The organism is Sphingomonas sp. CBMAI 2297, from assembly GCF_029870595.1.
In the GTDB taxonomy this organism is placed as follows: Bacteria; Pseudomonadota; Alphaproteobacteria; order Sphingomonadales; family Sphingomonadaceae; genus Sphingomonas.
This window is the reverse complement of record NZ_JAPDIR010000009.1, coordinates 81,717-97,305: the sequence shown is the minus strand read 5'-3', so window position 1 is coordinate 97,305 and position 15,589 is coordinate 81,717. Positions and strand designations below refer to the sequence as shown.

At 67.5% G+C, this 15,589-nt stretch carries 14 protein-coding genes; 3 read left to right on the top strand and 11 right to left on the bottom strand.

Going from position 1 to position 15,589, the window contains the following annotated elements:
* Nucleotide 1: 1 nt before the first annotated feature.
* A complete protein-coding gene (locus OMP43_RS13960; protein WP_280280141.1) occupies nucleotides 2-2,320 on the bottom strand; it encodes a hypothetical protein in 2,319 nt (772 codons plus the stop codon).
* A gap of 73 nt (nucleotides 2,321-2,393) precedes the next feature.
* Between OMP43_RS13960 and OMP43_RS13955 the strand changes: the two genes are divergently transcribed.
* From OMP43_RS13955 to OMP43_RS13945, 3 genes are all read left to right on the top strand, one after another.
* Nucleotides 2,394-2,687: an Hpt domain-containing protein gene (locus tag OMP43_RS13955; protein ID WP_167298882.1), complete on the top strand. Its 294-nt coding sequence runs from the start codon at nucleotides 2,394-2,396 to the stop codon at nucleotides 2,685-2,687.
* A 49-nt stretch (nucleotides 2,688-2,736) separates the two neighbouring features.
* Nucleotides 2,737-3,594, top strand: coding sequence for a hypothetical protein (locus tag OMP43_RS13950; protein ID WP_280280140.1), 858 nt, complete (start codon nucleotides 2,737-2,739; stop codon nucleotides 3,592-3,594).
* A 76-nt stretch (nucleotides 3,595-3,670) separates the two neighbouring features.
* Nucleotides 3,671-4,543, top strand: a complete 873-nt coding sequence (locus tag OMP43_RS13945) for a hypothetical protein (RefSeq protein ID WP_280280139.1) — start codon at nucleotides 3,671-3,673, stop codon at nucleotides 4,541-4,543.
* A gap of 12 nt (nucleotides 4,544-4,555) precedes the next feature.
* On the opposite strand, the gene OMP43_RS13940 is transcribed toward OMP43_RS13945, so the two are convergent.
* From OMP43_RS13940 to OMP43_RS13895, 10 genes are all read right to left on the bottom strand, one after another.
* Nucleotides 4,556-5,734, bottom strand: a complete 1,179-nt coding sequence (locus OMP43_RS13940) for a VWA domain-containing protein (protein ID WP_280280138.1) — start codon at nucleotides 5,732-5,734, stop codon at nucleotides 4,556-4,558.
* Between the two features lie 9 nt (nucleotides 5,735-5,743).
* Nucleotides 5,744-7,156, bottom strand: a complete 1,413-nt coding sequence (locus tag OMP43_RS13935) for a hypothetical protein (RefSeq protein WP_280280137.1) — start codon at nucleotides 7,154-7,156, stop codon at nucleotides 5,744-5,746.
* Nucleotides 7,157-7,194: 38 nt separating this feature from the next.
* Nucleotides 7,195-7,773 (bottom strand): CHAP domain-containing protein, encoded by a 579-nt coding sequence (locus tag OMP43_RS13930; protein WP_280280136.1) that lies wholly within the window; start codon nucleotides 7,771-7,773, stop codon nucleotides 7,195-7,197.
* A gap of 425 nt (nucleotides 7,774-8,198) precedes the next feature.
* The gene (locus OMP43_RS13925) at nucleotides 8,199-8,621 is read right to left on the bottom strand and encodes a GFA family protein (RefSeq protein ID WP_280280135.1); all 423 of its coding nucleotides are present in this window, start codon (nucleotides 8,619-8,621) and stop codon (nucleotides 8,199-8,201) included.
* A complete protein-coding gene (locus tag OMP43_RS13920; RefSeq protein ID WP_280280232.1) occupies nucleotides 8,621-9,472 on the bottom strand; it encodes a MoxR family ATPase in 852 nt (283 codons plus the stop codon). Before OMP43_RS13920 ends, OMP43_RS13925 begins: the two co-directional genes overlap by 1 nt.
* Before the next feature lie 70 nt (nucleotides 9,473-9,542).
* Nucleotides 9,543-10,157, bottom strand: coding sequence for a hypothetical protein (locus tag OMP43_RS13915; RefSeq protein WP_280280134.1), 615 nt, complete (start codon nucleotides 10,155-10,157; stop codon nucleotides 9,543-9,545).
* 446 nt (nucleotides 10,158-10,603) lie between these two features.
* Entirely contained in the window at nucleotides 10,604-10,921 is a 318-nt protein-coding gene (locus tag OMP43_RS13910) for a hypothetical protein (RefSeq protein WP_280280133.1), read from the bottom strand.
* A 246-nt stretch (nucleotides 10,922-11,167) separates the two neighbouring features.
* Nucleotides 11,168-13,195 (bottom strand): RNA polymerase sigma factor RpoD, encoded by a 2,028-nt coding sequence (gene rpoD / locus OMP43_RS13905; RefSeq protein ID WP_280280132.1) that lies wholly within the window; start codon nucleotides 13,193-13,195, stop codon nucleotides 11,168-11,170.
* A 41-nt stretch (nucleotides 13,196-13,236) separates the two neighbouring features.
* Entirely contained in the window at nucleotides 13,237-15,120 is a 1,884-nt protein-coding gene (gene dnaG / locus OMP43_RS13900) for a DNA primase (protein ID WP_280280131.1), read from the bottom strand.
* 1 nt (nucleotide 15,121) lies between these two features.
* A complete protein-coding gene (locus tag OMP43_RS13895; RefSeq protein WP_280280130.1) occupies nucleotides 15,122-15,574 on the bottom strand; it encodes a GatB/YqeY domain-containing protein in 453 nt (150 codons plus the stop codon).
* Nucleotides 15,575-15,589 lie beyond the last annotated feature (15 nt).

Below are 15,589 nucleotides of genomic sequence, written 5' to 3'. Positions count from 1 at the left end.
CCTAGGTCCGCAGCCGCTCGATCGCCTGGGCGAGCGCGACATAGAGCTTGCCCATGTCCGACGAGAGCAGGGTCACCCCCATCGGCGATCCGTCGCGCAGCGCCAGGATCTGGCGGAGCATCGCCTCGAAATCATGGATGTAGCGATTGACGTTGTCGCGGAAATCCGCGTCGTCCTCATAGAGCCGGTGGATGTCGCGCGTCTCGGAGGGATCGAGCAGGCGCACGGCACGGCGAGTGAAGACGCCGCGATCGCCCTTCAGATAGGCCGACCAGGCGCTGTCGGTCACATCGGCCGAGAAGGCCTTGGTGATGTCGATCGAGGCCGAATTGAGCGCCTCGATCAGCAGCGAGACGCGGCGGGCGAAATTGTCGCTGTCCGAATCCTCGCGCTCCTTGCGCCCTTCGGCGATCCGCGCCTCGACCTGGGCAGTGGTGTCGGCGAGCGCCACCATCTGCTGGGTGAGTCGTTCGGAAGCGCGTGTGGCCGCGACCATGGCGGCCTCGGTCGTCTCGGCGAGGTCGGCGAGCTGGCGGCGGATCGCGACATCGATCGCCCGGCGCAGCGCATCGCCCGCGGCTTCCTCGATCGCGCGCTCGGCATGCGGCACGATGCTCGACAAAGTTTCGCGGGCATGGCTGGCGGCGGCGCTGGAGGTCTCGCGGACGCTCACCAGCGCCTCGACCAGCTGCGGCGCGGCGCTCTCGGCGAAGCGGCGCGTGGTGGCGATCGTCTCGTCGACCATCGCGCCCAGCTGCTCGGCCTGCTCGCCGCCGGTGGCCAGCGTCTCGAGCAGGGAAGCCTGGGTCTTGGCCAGCGTGTCGCGCTGCTGGCCGACCACATCGGCAATGGCCTCGATCGCGTCGTGCGTACTCTCGGCGGCAGTGACCAGCGCGAGCAGCTCGGGCTTGGAAGCGGCGACCACCTGGCGGCTCGCATTGATCCGGGCATCGAGCCGGGCGAGCGCCTCGGGCAGGGTCTCGTCGATCTCGCGGGCCGAAGCGTCGAGCGCGGTGAGCAGATCCTCGGAAGTGCCGATCACCCGGCGCGCCGTCTCGTCGCCGGTGTCGAGCGCCACGGTCATCGCTGAGACTGAGCCGTGCAGCGCGCTCATCGACGCGGCCAGGCTGCCGGTGCGCTCGGTGCCGGCCGCATGCAGGTCCCCCATCGCGCGGTCGAGCCTGTCGACGCCCGACGCCAGCCCCTCGAACAGCATGTCGCCGCGGCCCTGCTCCTCGGCGAGGCGGCTGCCGATGCGACCGATCGCTTCCTCGATGGCGGCCATGCGCGCGCCCATCGCCTCGGCGCTGTCGCGGCCCGCGCGGTCGAGCGCGGCCTGGTTGGCGGAAAGCATCGCGAGGATCGCCTCGCCCTGGGTGGCGATGCCCTTGCGCGCCTCGTCCACGGCATTGGCGGCACGATCGAGCACGGCATCGACCTGAGTCGACATCTCGCCGGTGACCTTTTCGAGCCGGGCGCTGGCGGTCTGGCTGGTCGCTTCCATGCGGGCGATGTGTGCGGCGAGCCGGTCGGCGGCGCCGCCGGCGATCTGGTCGGCCTCGCGGCCGCGCTCGGCAAGCGCGGAAAGCTGGGTGTCGAGGGCGGCGGCCCGCTCGCCGGCGAGCAGCCCGGCGGCGTCGACCCGGTCGGACAGGCCGCGCATCTCCTCATGCGCCTTGGGCAGCGAGGCGAGGACGACGGCGACGCGGTGCTCGGCATCGGCGGCGGATTCGCCCAGATGGCGCGTGCTGGCGTCGATCGAGCGGGCGTGCTGCGCGGCGCTGCCGGCGGCGCTCTCCAGCTTCTCGGAAGCGCGCTCGCCCATGGCGATCAGGATGTTGGTCTGTTCGGCAAGAGCGGCGCGATTCTCCTCGATCTTGCGCGAGAGCGTGGCGACGACCCGCTCGAGGCTGGCCGCCTCGGCGCGCATCGCGCGGGCGCTGGCGCCGAAGCGCTGGGCCTCGGCGCGGCTCGTGCGCAGGGCGAGGAGATAGAGGATGCCGACCAGGACCGGGGGAACGCAGAGCGCGGCGATCAGCTGGACGAGCCCGGCGGGCGCCATCGGCGCGGCGAAGGTGCCGCGCAGCAGCCAGCCCATCGCGCCGAACCAGCCCAGCACCGCGAGGATCGCGAGCGCGGGCAGGATCCGGGCGGTGCGGCGGGGCGCTTCGTCGGCCTCCTCCGCTTCCTCGATCGCTTCATCGGCGGCGGGCGCCGGCGCGATCCGCGCGGGTGCCACGGTTTCGGACAGGACCAGCTCCTCCGCGTCTTCGTTCGCGGGCAGCGGTTCGGCAGGTTTTCCCCCAATCATGACGCGCATTTACCACATTTCGGCGTCGTACCAACAGCGGCATGGAAACGCGCTATTAACGATATGCGGCTAGGGACGGATCATGGCGTACGATCCGGGTGCAATCGATGCGACGCTGGCGGCGGCGGTGGGCGACGAGCCCGCGCTGATCGCCGAGCTGCGCGAAGCCTTTCACGATGGGGTGCAGCGGTGCCTCGAGACGATGAAGACCGCCGAGAGCCCCGATGGCTGGGCGGCGGCGGCGCTGCGTCTCAAGGGCCTTTCGGCCAGTTTCGGCGCGGTCCGGCTGATGGCGCTCGCCACCGAGGCGGCCAATGGACAGGCGCATGACGGCGCGATACTCCGGCGTCTCCATCGGGCGGTCGACCGACTCTGAGAAGACGGCGCATGCGGGGTCCCGATCAGCGAGAGGGATCGACATGCGCATGCGCCACTGCCTGGCTTCACTTTTCCTGTGGTCCTTCGCCGCCGTGCCGGCCGCTCATGGGCAGGAAGCGACTCCGAACGTCGCCCACGCCCCGCAGGACGGCGGCATCGTCGTCACCGGCAAGGGGCCCGAGCCGATCCGGAAGGCCCGGCGCTATCTGCATGAGGTCCTCGAGAGCGACAGCGGCCAGCTGGCCCGCTTCGTCGATCCGGTCTGCCCGCTCGTCCTAGGCTTGCCGGAGCGGTTCCGGGCGCCGATCGAGGAGCGTTTCCGCATCGTCGCCACGGCCAGCTCGGTCCGCTTCGCCAAGGCGAAATGCCAGCCGAACCTGATGATCGTGTTCGCCGACAATGCCGATGCGCTGATCGAGACGATGCGCAAGCGCCGCAACGCGGCCTTCGCCAATCTGGACGAAGGCGCGCTGCGCGACGCGTTCACGGCAGGGCCGATCCATGCCTGGCGGCTGATCGTGACGCGCGACGACAGGGGCAACATCGCCACCGGGGACGAGGACCCCGATTTCCCGACGATCTTCGAGAGCGAGACCCAGACGGTCACGATCAATTCGGTGATCGTGATGGACAAGCGGGCCGCGCAGGGCAAATCGGTGCGCCAGATCGCCGATTATGCCGCGATGCGCACTTTGGTGGGCGCGCGGCCGCCCGCCAAGGGGTCGATCGCCGCCGCTTCGATCCTGTCGCTCTTCGATCCCGCCGTGGCACCGCCGCCGGCCGAGATCACCGACATGGACCTGGGCCTGCTCGCCGGCCTCTACCGGCTGCGGGATCCCTATGCACAGGGCGGGGACCATGCCTATCGGATCTCGCGCGCGATGGTGACGGGCAGGCAGCGCTAGCGGGCTTCACCGGCGGGGCAGCGGTGTGGTAAATTGATAGCACGCCGGGTTGGACGGGAGTGGATTGGGAGTGAATATGGTGCGCATGGTCCTGATCGGTTTCGCCCTGGCGATCGCCGCCGCCGCCGGCACGGCGCAGGCGCAGGACAGGCCCGCCGACGATCCCGGCATCGTGGTCCGCGGGCAGAAGGGGGTTCCGCCGCGCGAGGCTCGCAAGTTCGTCCGCCAGGTAGTGACCAGCACCGAGGGGCAGCTCGCCCGCTTCGTCGATCCGGTCTGCCCGTTCGTGCTCGGCCTGCCGCGGCAATATGCCTCGATCGTCGAGGATCGCATTCGCGCGGATGCCCGGCAGGCGGGGATCGAGGCGGCGGACGCGGGCAAGTGCCAGCCCAACCTGGTGGTGATGGTCGCCGACGATGCCGATGCGGTGGTCAAGAAGCTCCGCAAGCGTTTCGGAGGCCTGTTCCGGGGCGTCAGCACCGAGGAGATGAGCCGGGCGATGCGCGACGGCCCCGTGCATGTGTGGAGCACGGTGGAGGTACGCAACGAGAACGGCCAGGCGCCGCGCCAGACCGAGGCCGACGGCCCGCCAACGCTGCGGGTCTATGGCGCGTCGATCGTCGATCTCCAGACCCGGCAGGCCGTGCTCCAGTCGATCATGGTCCTCGACGCGAATGCCCTGCTCGGCAAGACGCTGACCCAGATCTCGGACTATGTCGCGATGCGCACCCTGGCCGGGGCCCGCCCGCCGCGCCAGGGCGTGGAGGCGGACACGATCCTCACGCTGTTCGATGCCCAGGTCGCGCCGCCGCCCGCGATGACCGGCATCGATCGCGGCTTCCTCACCGGGCTCTACAAGGTGCGCCCGAACGGCACGTCGGTGACGCAGATGAGCACGATCTCGCGCCAGATCGTGAAGGATTCGAAGGCGCGTACGGAAAGGGAATGAGCCGGACGGTCGTCAGCGCTTGCGGCTGAGCTCGCGCATCGCCTCGTCGAGCCCGGCCAGGGTGAGGGGGTACATGCGGTCGCCCAGCAGCTCGCGCAGGATCTTCACCGACTGGGTATAGCCCCATTGCTCGCGCGGGATCGGGTTGAGCCACACCGCGGCGGGATAGGTGTTCAGCGCGCGCTGCATCCAGACGGCGCCGGCCTCCTCGTTGAAATGCTCGACCGAGCCGCCCGGATGGGTGATCTCGTATGCGCTCATCGAGGCATCGCCGACAAAGACCAGCTTATAGTCGTGCCCATATTTGTGGAGGATGTCCCAGGTGGGCGTGCGCTCCTGGAAGCGGCGGCGATTGTCCTTCCACACGCCTTCGTACAGGCAGTTGTGGAAATAGAAGAACTCCAGGTTCTTGAACTCGCTGGTCGCCGCGGAGAACAGCTCCTCGCACAGCTTGATGAACGGGTCCATCGATCCGCCGACATCGAGGAAGAGCAGCAGCTTCACCGCATTGTGCCGCTCGGGCCGCATGTGCACGTCGAGCCAGCCCTGCTTCGCGGTGCCTTCGATCGTCGCATCGATGTCGAGCTCGTCGGCGGCGCCCTCGCGGGCGAAGCGGCGCAGGCGGCGCAGCGCCACCTTGATGTTGCGGGTGCCGAGCTCGCGGGTGCTGTCGAGGTTGCGGAACTCGCGACCCTCCCACACCTTGAGCGCGCGCTTGTGCCTGCTCTCGCCGCCGATGCGCACGCCTTCGGGATTGTAGCCGCCATTGCCGTACGGGGAGGTGCCGCCCGTGCCGATCCACTTGTTGCCGCCCTCGTGCCGGCCCTGCTGCTCCTCGAGCCGCTGCTTCAGCGTCTCCATGATCTCTTCCCAGGAGCCGAGCGACTGGATCTTCGCCATCTCCTCGGGCGACAGGAACTTCTCCGCGATCGCGCGCAGCCATTCCTCGGGGACGGCGGCGGGGGCGACGCCATAGCTGGTGGCGATGCCCTTGAAGACCTTGGCGAAAACCTGGTCGAACCGGTCGAGCAGCCCTTCGTCCTTCACGAAGGTGGCACGGGCAAGATAGTAGAAGGCCTCGGGCGTCCGCTCGATCACGTCGCGGTCCAGCGCTTCCAGGAGCACGAGATGCTCCTTCAGGCTGGCCGGTATGCCGGCGGCTCGCAGCTCGTCGAGGAAGGAGAAGAACATCCGCTGCCCCTAGGGTTGGCTGCGCCGTTCGTACAGGTTCCAGTTGGTGCCCGAAAGGCTGCGCATCCGATGCTGGGCGATCAGCGCGAAATGGCCGCCGCAGCGGTCGGCATCCGGCGGAAACGCCTCGCCCAGGAAACGGTCGACCAGCAGGAAGCGCGCCTGCGGGTCGCAGCGGCCCAATATCACCTTGAGCTTGTACTTCCGGCGCGCGGCGGCGACGTCGGTGGCCGCCTGGCCGGTGTCGCGATCGAGCAGCATCGTCGTGCCTTCTGGCGCGCGCGCCATCATCTCGCGCACCGGGCCGCCCGGATCGCCGCGCTGGTCCACCGCCAGCACATAGTCGCACCACAGGCTGCCGCCGAGCATCGCGGCCAGGCCGATGCCCGCCGCGATCCGCCGCCAGTCCGGCCTGTCCAGCCCGAAGCCGATCATCTCGCCCAGCATCAGCAGCAGCGGCAGCAGGGCGGGCATGTAGTAGCGGGCATGGCCGACATTGCCGGCGTGCAGCACCGCGAGCAGGAAGGGGAAGGCGAAGATCGCCAGCCGGTACAGCGCCATGCGCGAGCCGCCCCAGCGCGGCGCCAGGACCAGCAGGACCAGCACCAGCACGATCGGCCAGATATCCTTCCAGGGCACGCCGATCGTGTAGCCGATCGCCGTGGTGGTGCCGTTCAGGTACATCATGAAGTCGAACGGATCATAGCGCCCGAAGCGGAAGCCGGTGCCGGCGAAATGGCCGGCGGCGAGCACAAAGCCCAGCACCCCCGCCAGCACCAGCACCGGCAGCCAGAAGGTCCGGAATATCTCGATGGCGGCCGCCCGGAAGCCGTTGCGCTTCCACAGCACGAAGGACGGCCAGCCGACCAGGGCGACGGCCGCGAAGATCATGGTGAGCTGGGAGAAGGCGCCGAGGAAGAAGCAGAGCGCGAAGGTGGTCGGGCGGCGATAGCTGAGGTCGCCCGCCAGCCAGCGATCGATGAACAGGATCGCGATCAGCATCGCCAGCGACATGCCGGCATAGCCGCGCGCTTCCGATCCCATCGTCACCAGCATCGGCGAGAAGGCGAAGAGCAGGGCAGTCACCACCATGGTGGCGCGGCCGCGCGGCTCGGCGATCTTCGCGGCGACCAGGATCGCCGCGCTGCTGCTCAGGATCGAGAGCAGGCGGACCAGCGGCGGCCAGGCGCCGAAGCCGACCATCTGCATCCAGAGCGAGTTGATATGGTGGTTATTGTCGTGATTGATGCCGATGAACACGCCGATCGGCGTCAGCGCATCGCGCGCCTGCGACGCGGACCAGGCCTCGTCGAACCACAGGTCGCCCAGCGAACAGACGAAGCGCAGCGCCAGGCCCGCAAAAGCGATCGCGCAGATCGCCCACCACCAGCGCCGATTCGCGCGCAGATCCCCCCCGGTCATGCCCCGCTAGATGCCTTGCCGCTCCGCTCCCGGCAAGCTCAACGCGACGCATAGGCGTCGATCAGCGAGCCGACATAGTCGGGCTGCCTGGCGGTCAGTTCGGCCGAGGGGCGGGCCTTGCGCACCGTGGCGGGGGCGTTGCGATCCGGCGTGCCGTAGATGAAGCCGTGCGCCGGGTAGACCGAGCTGCCCAGCCCGTCGCGGTCGCGATACCAGACCTTGACCAGGCTCCAGTCGCCGCGCTCCGACACGTCGAACAGCGTCACGTCCTGTTCGGCATGGCCGCGCTCACCCTCGAAGCGCGACCAGTTGGCATGGGTGATCATCAGCACGCGCTTCTCGACGATCCGGCTGACCACGGCGACATGGCCGAGCGGCAGGCGCGCGCTCTTCGAGAAGGCGAGGACGGCGCCGACCCTGGGCACGCGGCCGCGCTGGTAGCGGCCCTCGGCCTGATCCCACCAGGTCCAGGCATCGCCATAGATCTGGATGCCGGAAGCGGCACGCGCGAACGGCACGCATTCGCCGACATAATCGAGAAGGGATTGCGCGCCGGCAGGCGCCGCGGCGGAGAGCGCGGCGGCGAGCAGCACGGGAAACGCGATACGCGGACACATACTCGGGACCCATACAAGGTCCCCCCCAAGCGGTCCGTAACCCGGGCTGGTTTAGAAGCGGTTAACCCCGTTCCCGCGAGGCCGCCAAAGTTGCTTCCAATGTTGGACTTCGCCTGAGAAACTGTCGGCGCTCTTTCTCATCGTCGCCATGCGCCTATCGCCTCGTTGCGCGACCGCGTTTCGGGATAGTAGCCAGGTCGGGGACTCATATTCTTCCTTCGTCACCCCGGCCTTGCGCCAGGGTTCCGCTGTCTCGCTGGCGCAGGAAGAAGCGGGATCCCGGCGCAAGGCCGGGATGACGGTAGAAAATCAAATACTTGTTTGGGCTATCAACCTAATCTGGGTAAATTTCCTGCCGGAAAGTCACAATTCGCAAGAGCCAGCTATCGTGACTTTTCGCGGGCCAGGTGCCCAGACCGGGTAAATCAGGCCTTGGGCGCGGGCGCCGGAGGCTGGCGCGGGAAGGTCTCCAGCGCCGGATCGATGCGAGCCCAGGCGGGGGCCTCGTCGGTCCAGATCGCGACGGTCGGCGCAAGTCCCTGCGCATCGTCGAGAAAGCCCAGGCGCAGCGTGCGGAACTGCGGGCGGGCCGAGGACTGGCCCATCACCGGCGTACCGCAGGCCCCGCAGAAGCTCTGGGTCAGGGTGTTGCCGCTCTCGGCGACATAGCTGGTGCTCGCCAGTTCGCCGCGGACGACCAGGTCGGCGGTCGCGAACATCGCGTTGGTGGTGGCCGATCCGGCGGCGAGGCGCTGGCACTGGCGGCACCAGCATTGGCGCACCGCCACCGGCTCGCCGCCGATCGTGGCGGTCACGGCGCCACAGGCGCAGCTTCCGGTATAGGGCATCAGCCCTTGCCCTGCTGGCGCCGCGCCATGAAGGCGAGCCGCTCGAACAGCATCACGTCCTGCTCGTTCTTGAGCAGCGCGCCGTGGAGCGGCGGGATCGCCTTGGTCGGGTCCTTGTTCTGCAGCACGTCGAGCGGCATCTCCTCGTGGAGGAGCAGCTTCAGCCAGTCGAGCAGCTCGCTGGTGCTGGGCTTCTTCTTCAGGCCCGGGACCTCGCGGATCTCGTAGAAGATATCCATCGCCTTGGAGACCAGGATCTTCTGGATGCCGGGGAAATGCACGTCGACAATGGCCTGCATCGTCTCGCGGTCCGGGAACTTGATATAGTGGAAGAAGCAGCGGCGCAGGAACGCGTCGGGCAGGTCCTTCTCGTTGTTCGACGTGATCACCACGATCGGGCGCTCGGCGGCGCGGACGGTTTCCCGCGTCTCGTAGACGTGGAACTCCATCCGGTCGAGTTCCTGGAGCAGGTCGTTCGGGAACTCGATATCGGCCTTGTCGATCTCGTCGATCAGCAGCACCGGCAGCCTGGGCGCGGTGAACGCCTCCCACAACTTGCCCTTGCGGATATAGTTGGCGATCTCGTGGACGCGCGGATCGCCGAGCTGGCCGTCGCGCAGGCGGGCGACCGCGTCATATTCGTACAGGCCCTGCTGCGCCTTGGTGGTGGACTTGACGTTCCACTCGATCAGCGGGGCGTCCACCGCCTTGGCGATCTCATAGGCGAGCACGGTCTTGCCCGTGCCGGGTTCGCCCTTGACGAGCAGGGGGCGCCGCAACGTGACGGCGGCGTTGACCGCGACCTTCAGGTCCTCGGTCGCGACATAGCTTTGGGTGCCTTCGAAGCGCATGGCCATGGCTTAGAGGGCCGAAGCCGCCTCGCGCAAGGGCCCGGAGCCGCCGCGCGCAAGGTCGGTGTCGTTACTGCCGGTCGCGGGCCGAGGCGCGGGCCTCGAGCAGGTCCCATAGGCCGCGATGCTGGGCGAAGAGCTGCTGCGCGCCGAACAGCATCGCGCGCTCGAGCACGCCTTCGCGAACGAGCGTGTCGACCACGGTCACCGTCTCCTCGGCCAGCGGCAGCTGCGAGGGGGGCGGGGTCAGGCCCAGGCGCTCGCCGGCGGCGTCCAGCGCCTCGCGGATCACCGCCCAGTCCATCGCCAGCGCGATCGCCGCGCCGGTGGCGCAGCCCGCGCGATCCGACTGGGCGAGCATGTCCATCGCATGGCGCTGCGCGGCGGTGGCGGCTTCCGTCTCGGCATGGCCCGGCGTGCTGGGCATCGGGCCCGCGGCCGCGACGATGCGGACGAGAAAGGCGCGCTCGATCACAAAGGCGTCGGCGGCGGCCTCCAGCCAGTCGCGCTCGATGCCGAGGCGGGCGTGGCCGAGCGCATGGTCGATCACGCCCGGGTGGCGGCCATGGAGCAGGCAGATATGATGCACCGCGTCCGACAGGTCGCGCAACGGCTCCTCGTTGCGGGCGAGGCGCTGCAGATAGGGGTGGTTGGCGCTGCCATCGGAGGCGATGAGCGCCCCCATCGAGCCCCAGGCACCGCCCAATCGCGCAACTTGTACGGAATCAAACGGCATAAGCCCCCACATCTCCTGACGGCCCCATGCCGACGGGCAGGTTTTGCAACTCGGGGTTATACCGAAGCACGTAAAGACAAGGTAAATCGCGAATTTACTGTGGATAAATGGATCGTTCCCGCGCCGTTCCGATCGAAATGAGCGAAGGCGCGGCAAGCAAGTCCGGCGGCGTCGCGATAGTATCCGCAAGTACCGGGCGGCTCCCTAGGCGCGCCGGTCGATCCGTCCACTTTCCCAGTTGCTGGTTGGGCATGTGGAAGGCGTAGTCGATCCGGGCACCAACTCCAGTGGAGCCTTTCCCGCGGCCCGGCCGCGATGCGTGGCGCGCAATGCGGTCTTCGGCGAAGCCGAGAGCGGAGCCGCGGCCGCGGCACGATTCGGTCAGGGTTGGCGCGTCAGATCACCAGCCCGAAGACCGCGGACACCCCATTGCCGTCCGCCGGGCTGCCAAGGACCTGATAATAGAGATAATTGCCGTTGTAGACGATCTGGTTGCCGGCAATGCCCGAGGCGATGTTCTGATAGCCTTCGGTCCAGGAGATCGTGACGGCATAGTGCCCGGGCTCGAGATCGTCCCAGCTCTCGCTGATCGGGCTACCCGTCGTTGCGGTACCGTTCCATTCGAAGCTCGGCCCTGGCGAAGTATATACCCAGACGCGCACATGCACTTCACCGGGATTGAAGGGGGCAACCTGCACGGACAATGTGGACATGCCGATACCTCGCGCTGATGGAAGGTGCCGCGAAGCTATAGGCCCGGCCGGGCCAGGTCGAGATCGGATCGCAACGGCGCAGCCTGTAACCTTGTGATCGAAAGGAGCTATGCGGCGTAAGGCGTCGTAAGGACAGGGCAAACAATCCATCCGGATCGGTGGCATCTATTGCCAGCCCGAAACGAAAATGGGGAAGGCGGTGCCTTCCCCATTGCCGAACTTCGCCTGTCTGCGGTCAGCGGCCGATCACTGGTCGAGGAACGACCGCATCTTCCGGCTGCGCGAGGGGTGCTTGAGCTTGCGCAGCGCCTTGGCCTCGATCTGGCGGATGCGTTCGCGAGTGACCGAGAATTGCTGGCCGACTTCCTCGAGCGTGTGATCGGTGTTCATGCCGATGCCGAAGCGCATGCGCAGCACGCGCTCCTCGCGCGGCGTGAGCGAAGCAAGGACGCGAGTGACCGTTTCCTTCAGGTTCGCCTGGATCGCGGCATCCACCGGGATCACGGCGTTCTTGTCCTCGATGAAATCGCCCAGGTGCGAATCCTCCTCGTCGCCGATCGGCGTTTCGAGGCTGATCGGCTCCTTGGCGATCTTCATCACCTTGCGCACCTTCTCGAGCGGCATGCTCAGCCGCTCGGCCATTTCCTCCGGCGTGGGCTCGCGGCCCTGCTCGTGGAGGAACTGGCGGCTGGTGCGGACCAGCTTGTTGATCGTCTCGATCATGTGGACCGGGATGCGGATCGTGCGCGCCTGGTCCGCGATCGAGCGGGTGATCGCCTGGCGGATCCACCAGGTGGCATAGGTGCTGAACTTGTAGCCGCGGCGATACTCGAACTTGTCGACGGCCTTCATCAGGCCGATATTGCCTTCCTGGATCAGGTCGAGGAACTGCAGGCCGCGGTTCGTATACTTCTTGGCGATCGAGATCACGAGGCGGAGATTGGCTTCGACCATCTCCTTCTTCGCGATGCGTGCCTCGCGCTCGCCCTTCTGCACCATGTTGACGATGCGGCGGAACTCGGCGAGCGCCATGCCGGTCGACTGCGAAATCTCGGAGATCTCGATGCGGATGCGGTCGACCGCGCCGCCCTCGTTCGCGGCAAAGGCCGCCCATTTCTTGTCGAGGCCCTGGACCGACTGCAGCCACTGCTCGTCGAGCTCATGGTCGACATAGCGATCGAGAAAGTCCTTGCGGCTCACCTTGTGGCGCTCGGCAAGGCGCAGCATCTGCCCGCCCAGCGCAGTGAGGCGCCGGTTGAAGCTGTAGAGCTGGTCGACGAGATATTCGATCTTCTGCTGGTGGAACTGGACCGATTCGACCTCGGCCGTCAGCTCCTCGCGCAGCTTCTGGTACTTCTTCTCGTCCGAGGCGACGAGCTCGCCGCCGGCAGCCATCGCGTCGAGGCGCTGGAGCTGCATCTTCGAGAATTTCTTGTAGATCGACGTGATGTTGGCGAACTTCTCGAGCGCCTGCGGCTTGAGCGTCTCCTCCATCTGGGCGAGGCTGAGGGTATTGTCCTCCTCCTCGTCGTCCGAGGGCCGCGGCGCGCGGCGCTCGGTCATCGAATCCTCGTCCTCCTCCTCGGCGACTTCCTCGACCTCTTCCTCTTCCTTGTAGGAGGGGCCGGCGGCGGCTTCGCTGATCTCGCCATTGTCGTCCTCGGCGCCCTCGACCTGTTCGGCCGACGGACCCTTGGAGAGCATCGCGTCGAGATCGAGGATCTCGCGCAGCTGCATCGTGCCTTCGTTGAGCGCGTTGGACCAGCCGATGATCGCGTTGAAGGTGATCGGCGATTCGCACAGGCCCAGGATCATCGTGTCGCGGCCGGCCTCGATGCGCTTCGCGATCGCGATCTCGCCCTCGCGGCTGAGCAGCTCCACGGCGCCCATCTCGCGCAGGTACATGCGCACCGGATCGTCGGTGCGATCGACGGTTTCCTTCTTCTTGGTCTCGAAGGCCGGGGCCGAATCGTCGTTGCCGTCGTTCGAATCGGTATCGTCGGCGCTGTCGTCCTCGGGCTCGGCATCCTCGCCGGCTTCCTCGTTCTCGACGACGTTGACGCCCATGTCGTTGAGCGCCGCCATCACGTCCTCGATCTGCTCCGAGGACATCTGGTCCTGCGGCAGCATCTCGTTGAGCTGGTCGACAGTGATGTAGCCGCGCTTCTTCGCCCGCGCGACTAGCTTCTTGATCGAACCTTCGTTCAGATCGATCAGCGGCGCGTCACCCGCCTCGCCGGTATCGGTGACGTCCGCCATGTTCGCCTTGGCCATTCAAATCCTCGAAACTTGGATGGCGGCAATTATACGCCGCCCTAATCCTCGAAATTCTCGTCGTCCGCAAGCATCAGATTCGCAAGACGTGTTTCCAGCTCTTGTCTCTGCCGGAGCAAAGCCGTCTGCCGGGCGAACGCCGCGTCGTCGAAACGCTCGAGCATCGCAGCCGTTGCCTCTGCCAGCGCCGCGTCCACCGCTGGGCGCGCCACCATCACCGCGATCGCCTCGTTCAGGTCTTCGCGCGCCTTCTTTTCCTCGGCTTCGGGCCGGGTAAAGGAGAAAGGCAGGGTATCGGCCCGGAACAGCTCGCTCGCCATCTGATCGAAACCGGACTTCGCCAATATGGTGAGCACCTTGGCGCGATCAAGCTGCCGATCCTCGAGCGCGACGTCGACCACCGCCTCGAACAGCTTGCCGAGCGCGCCGGATGCGCCGCGCAGGGAGCCGAGCACCTCCATGTGGCGCGCGATCTCGGCGGGGTGGCGGATCAGCCCGGCGAGCACCGCCTTGGCAAGGATCGGATCGAGCCCGCCGGCCTGGACCGAACGGGTCTGCTGGGTCAGCGGCGGCTCGGGCGGGAGCCAGTTGCCGCGCCTGTCGCGCTTGCCGCGGGCCGGGCCCGGGCCGGCACCACGCGGGGCGCGGTTATCGAAGGCGCGGGGCCCGCGGCCGAAATGCGCGTCGGCGCGCTCGCGGAACTCCGCGAGATATTCGTGCTTCACGTTCGCATCGCCGATGCCGCCGGCCAGCTCGCCAAGGCGCCGCTTCAGGCCCGCGCGGCGCTCGGGCGTGTCGAGCGGCTCGGCGGCGACTTCGCTTTCCCAGAGCAGATCGACCAGCGGCCGCGCCTTGCCGAGCAGCGCCTCGAAGGCGCCGGCACCCTGGGCGCGGACGAGATCGTCGGGGTCCAGTCCGTCGGGCAGGGTGACGAAGGCGAGGCTGCGCCCCGGCTCGAGCATCGGCATGGCCCGGTGCGCCGCGCGCAGCGCCGCCTTTTGTCCGGCCGAATCGCCGTCGAAGCAGAGCAGCGGGACATCGGCGATCCGCCACAGCCGCTCGAGCTGATGCTCGGTCATGGCAGTGCCGAGCGGCGCCACCGCCTCGGCGAAGCCGGCCTGGGCCAGGGCAATCACGTCCATATAGCCCTCGACCGCGATGATCCGGCCGGACTTGCGCGCCGCGGCCTGGGCGCGATCGAGATTGTAGAGCGTGCGCCCCTTGTCGAAGAGCGGCGTCTCGGGGGAGTTGAGATATTTCGGCTCGCCATCGCCGATGATGCGCCCCCCGAACGCGATCGCCCGGCCGCGCACGTCGCGGATCGGGATCATCAGCCGGCCGCGGAAGCGGTCATAGGGATCCTTCTGCTCGACCGCGATCAGCAGCCCGGCCTCGACCAGCATCGGGTCGCCATAGGATTTCAGCGCTTCCTTCAGCTTGCCGCGCGAATCGGGGGCATAGCCGATGCCGAAGGCCCGGGCGGTCTCGTCGGTAATCCCGCGCTTCCTGAGCACCGCGCGCGCCTCGGCGCCTTCGATGCCGTGGAGGCGCTCGACGAAGAACTTCGCCGCGTCCTCCATCGCCTCGTGCAGCCCCTTGGCGCGTTCCGCCCGCTCGGCACTGCGACGGTCCTGCTCGGGCATCTCCATGCCGGCGGCTTGGACCAGCTCCTTCACCGCATCGATGAAGGGCAGGCCGCGCTGGTCGGTCATCCAGCGAATCGCATCGCCATGCGCGCCGCAGCCGAAGCAGTGATAGAAGCCCTTGTCGTCGTTGACGTAGAAGCTCGGTGTCTTCTCGTTGTGGAACGGGCAGCAGGCGCGGAATTCCCGTCCCGCCTTCTGGAGCTTCACCGTCTTGGCGATCAGCCCGGACAGCAGCGTCCGGGCGCGGAGTTCGTCGAGAAAGGCGGGGGTGAGGGACACGTCAGGCGAGCGCCGCCTTCACCAGGCCGCTCGCCTTGCTCATGTCGAGCGTCGTCGCGTGGCGCGCCTTCAGCTCGGCCATCACCCGTCCCATGTCCTTCATGCCCGAAGCGCCGAGCTCGGCCTTGATCGCCTCGATCGCTGCCGTCGTCTCCGCATCGCTCATCTGCGCCGGCAGGAAACGCTCGATCACCGCGACTTCGGCCTTCTCCGTGTCGGCAAGGTCCTGGCGGCCGCCCCGCTCGAACATCTCGATCGATTCGCGGCGCTGCTTCACCATTTTCTGGAGCACTTCGATCACCATCGCGTCGTCGTCCATCTGGACGGACCTGGTGCGCTCCTCGATGTCGCGGTTCTTGATCGCGCTCAGGATCAGGTTGATCGCCTGGCGGGTCCCCTTGTCGCCGGCCTTCATGGCGGTGATCTGGGCTGCCTTGATGTCGTCTCGGATCATTTCGTCTCTCGTGAA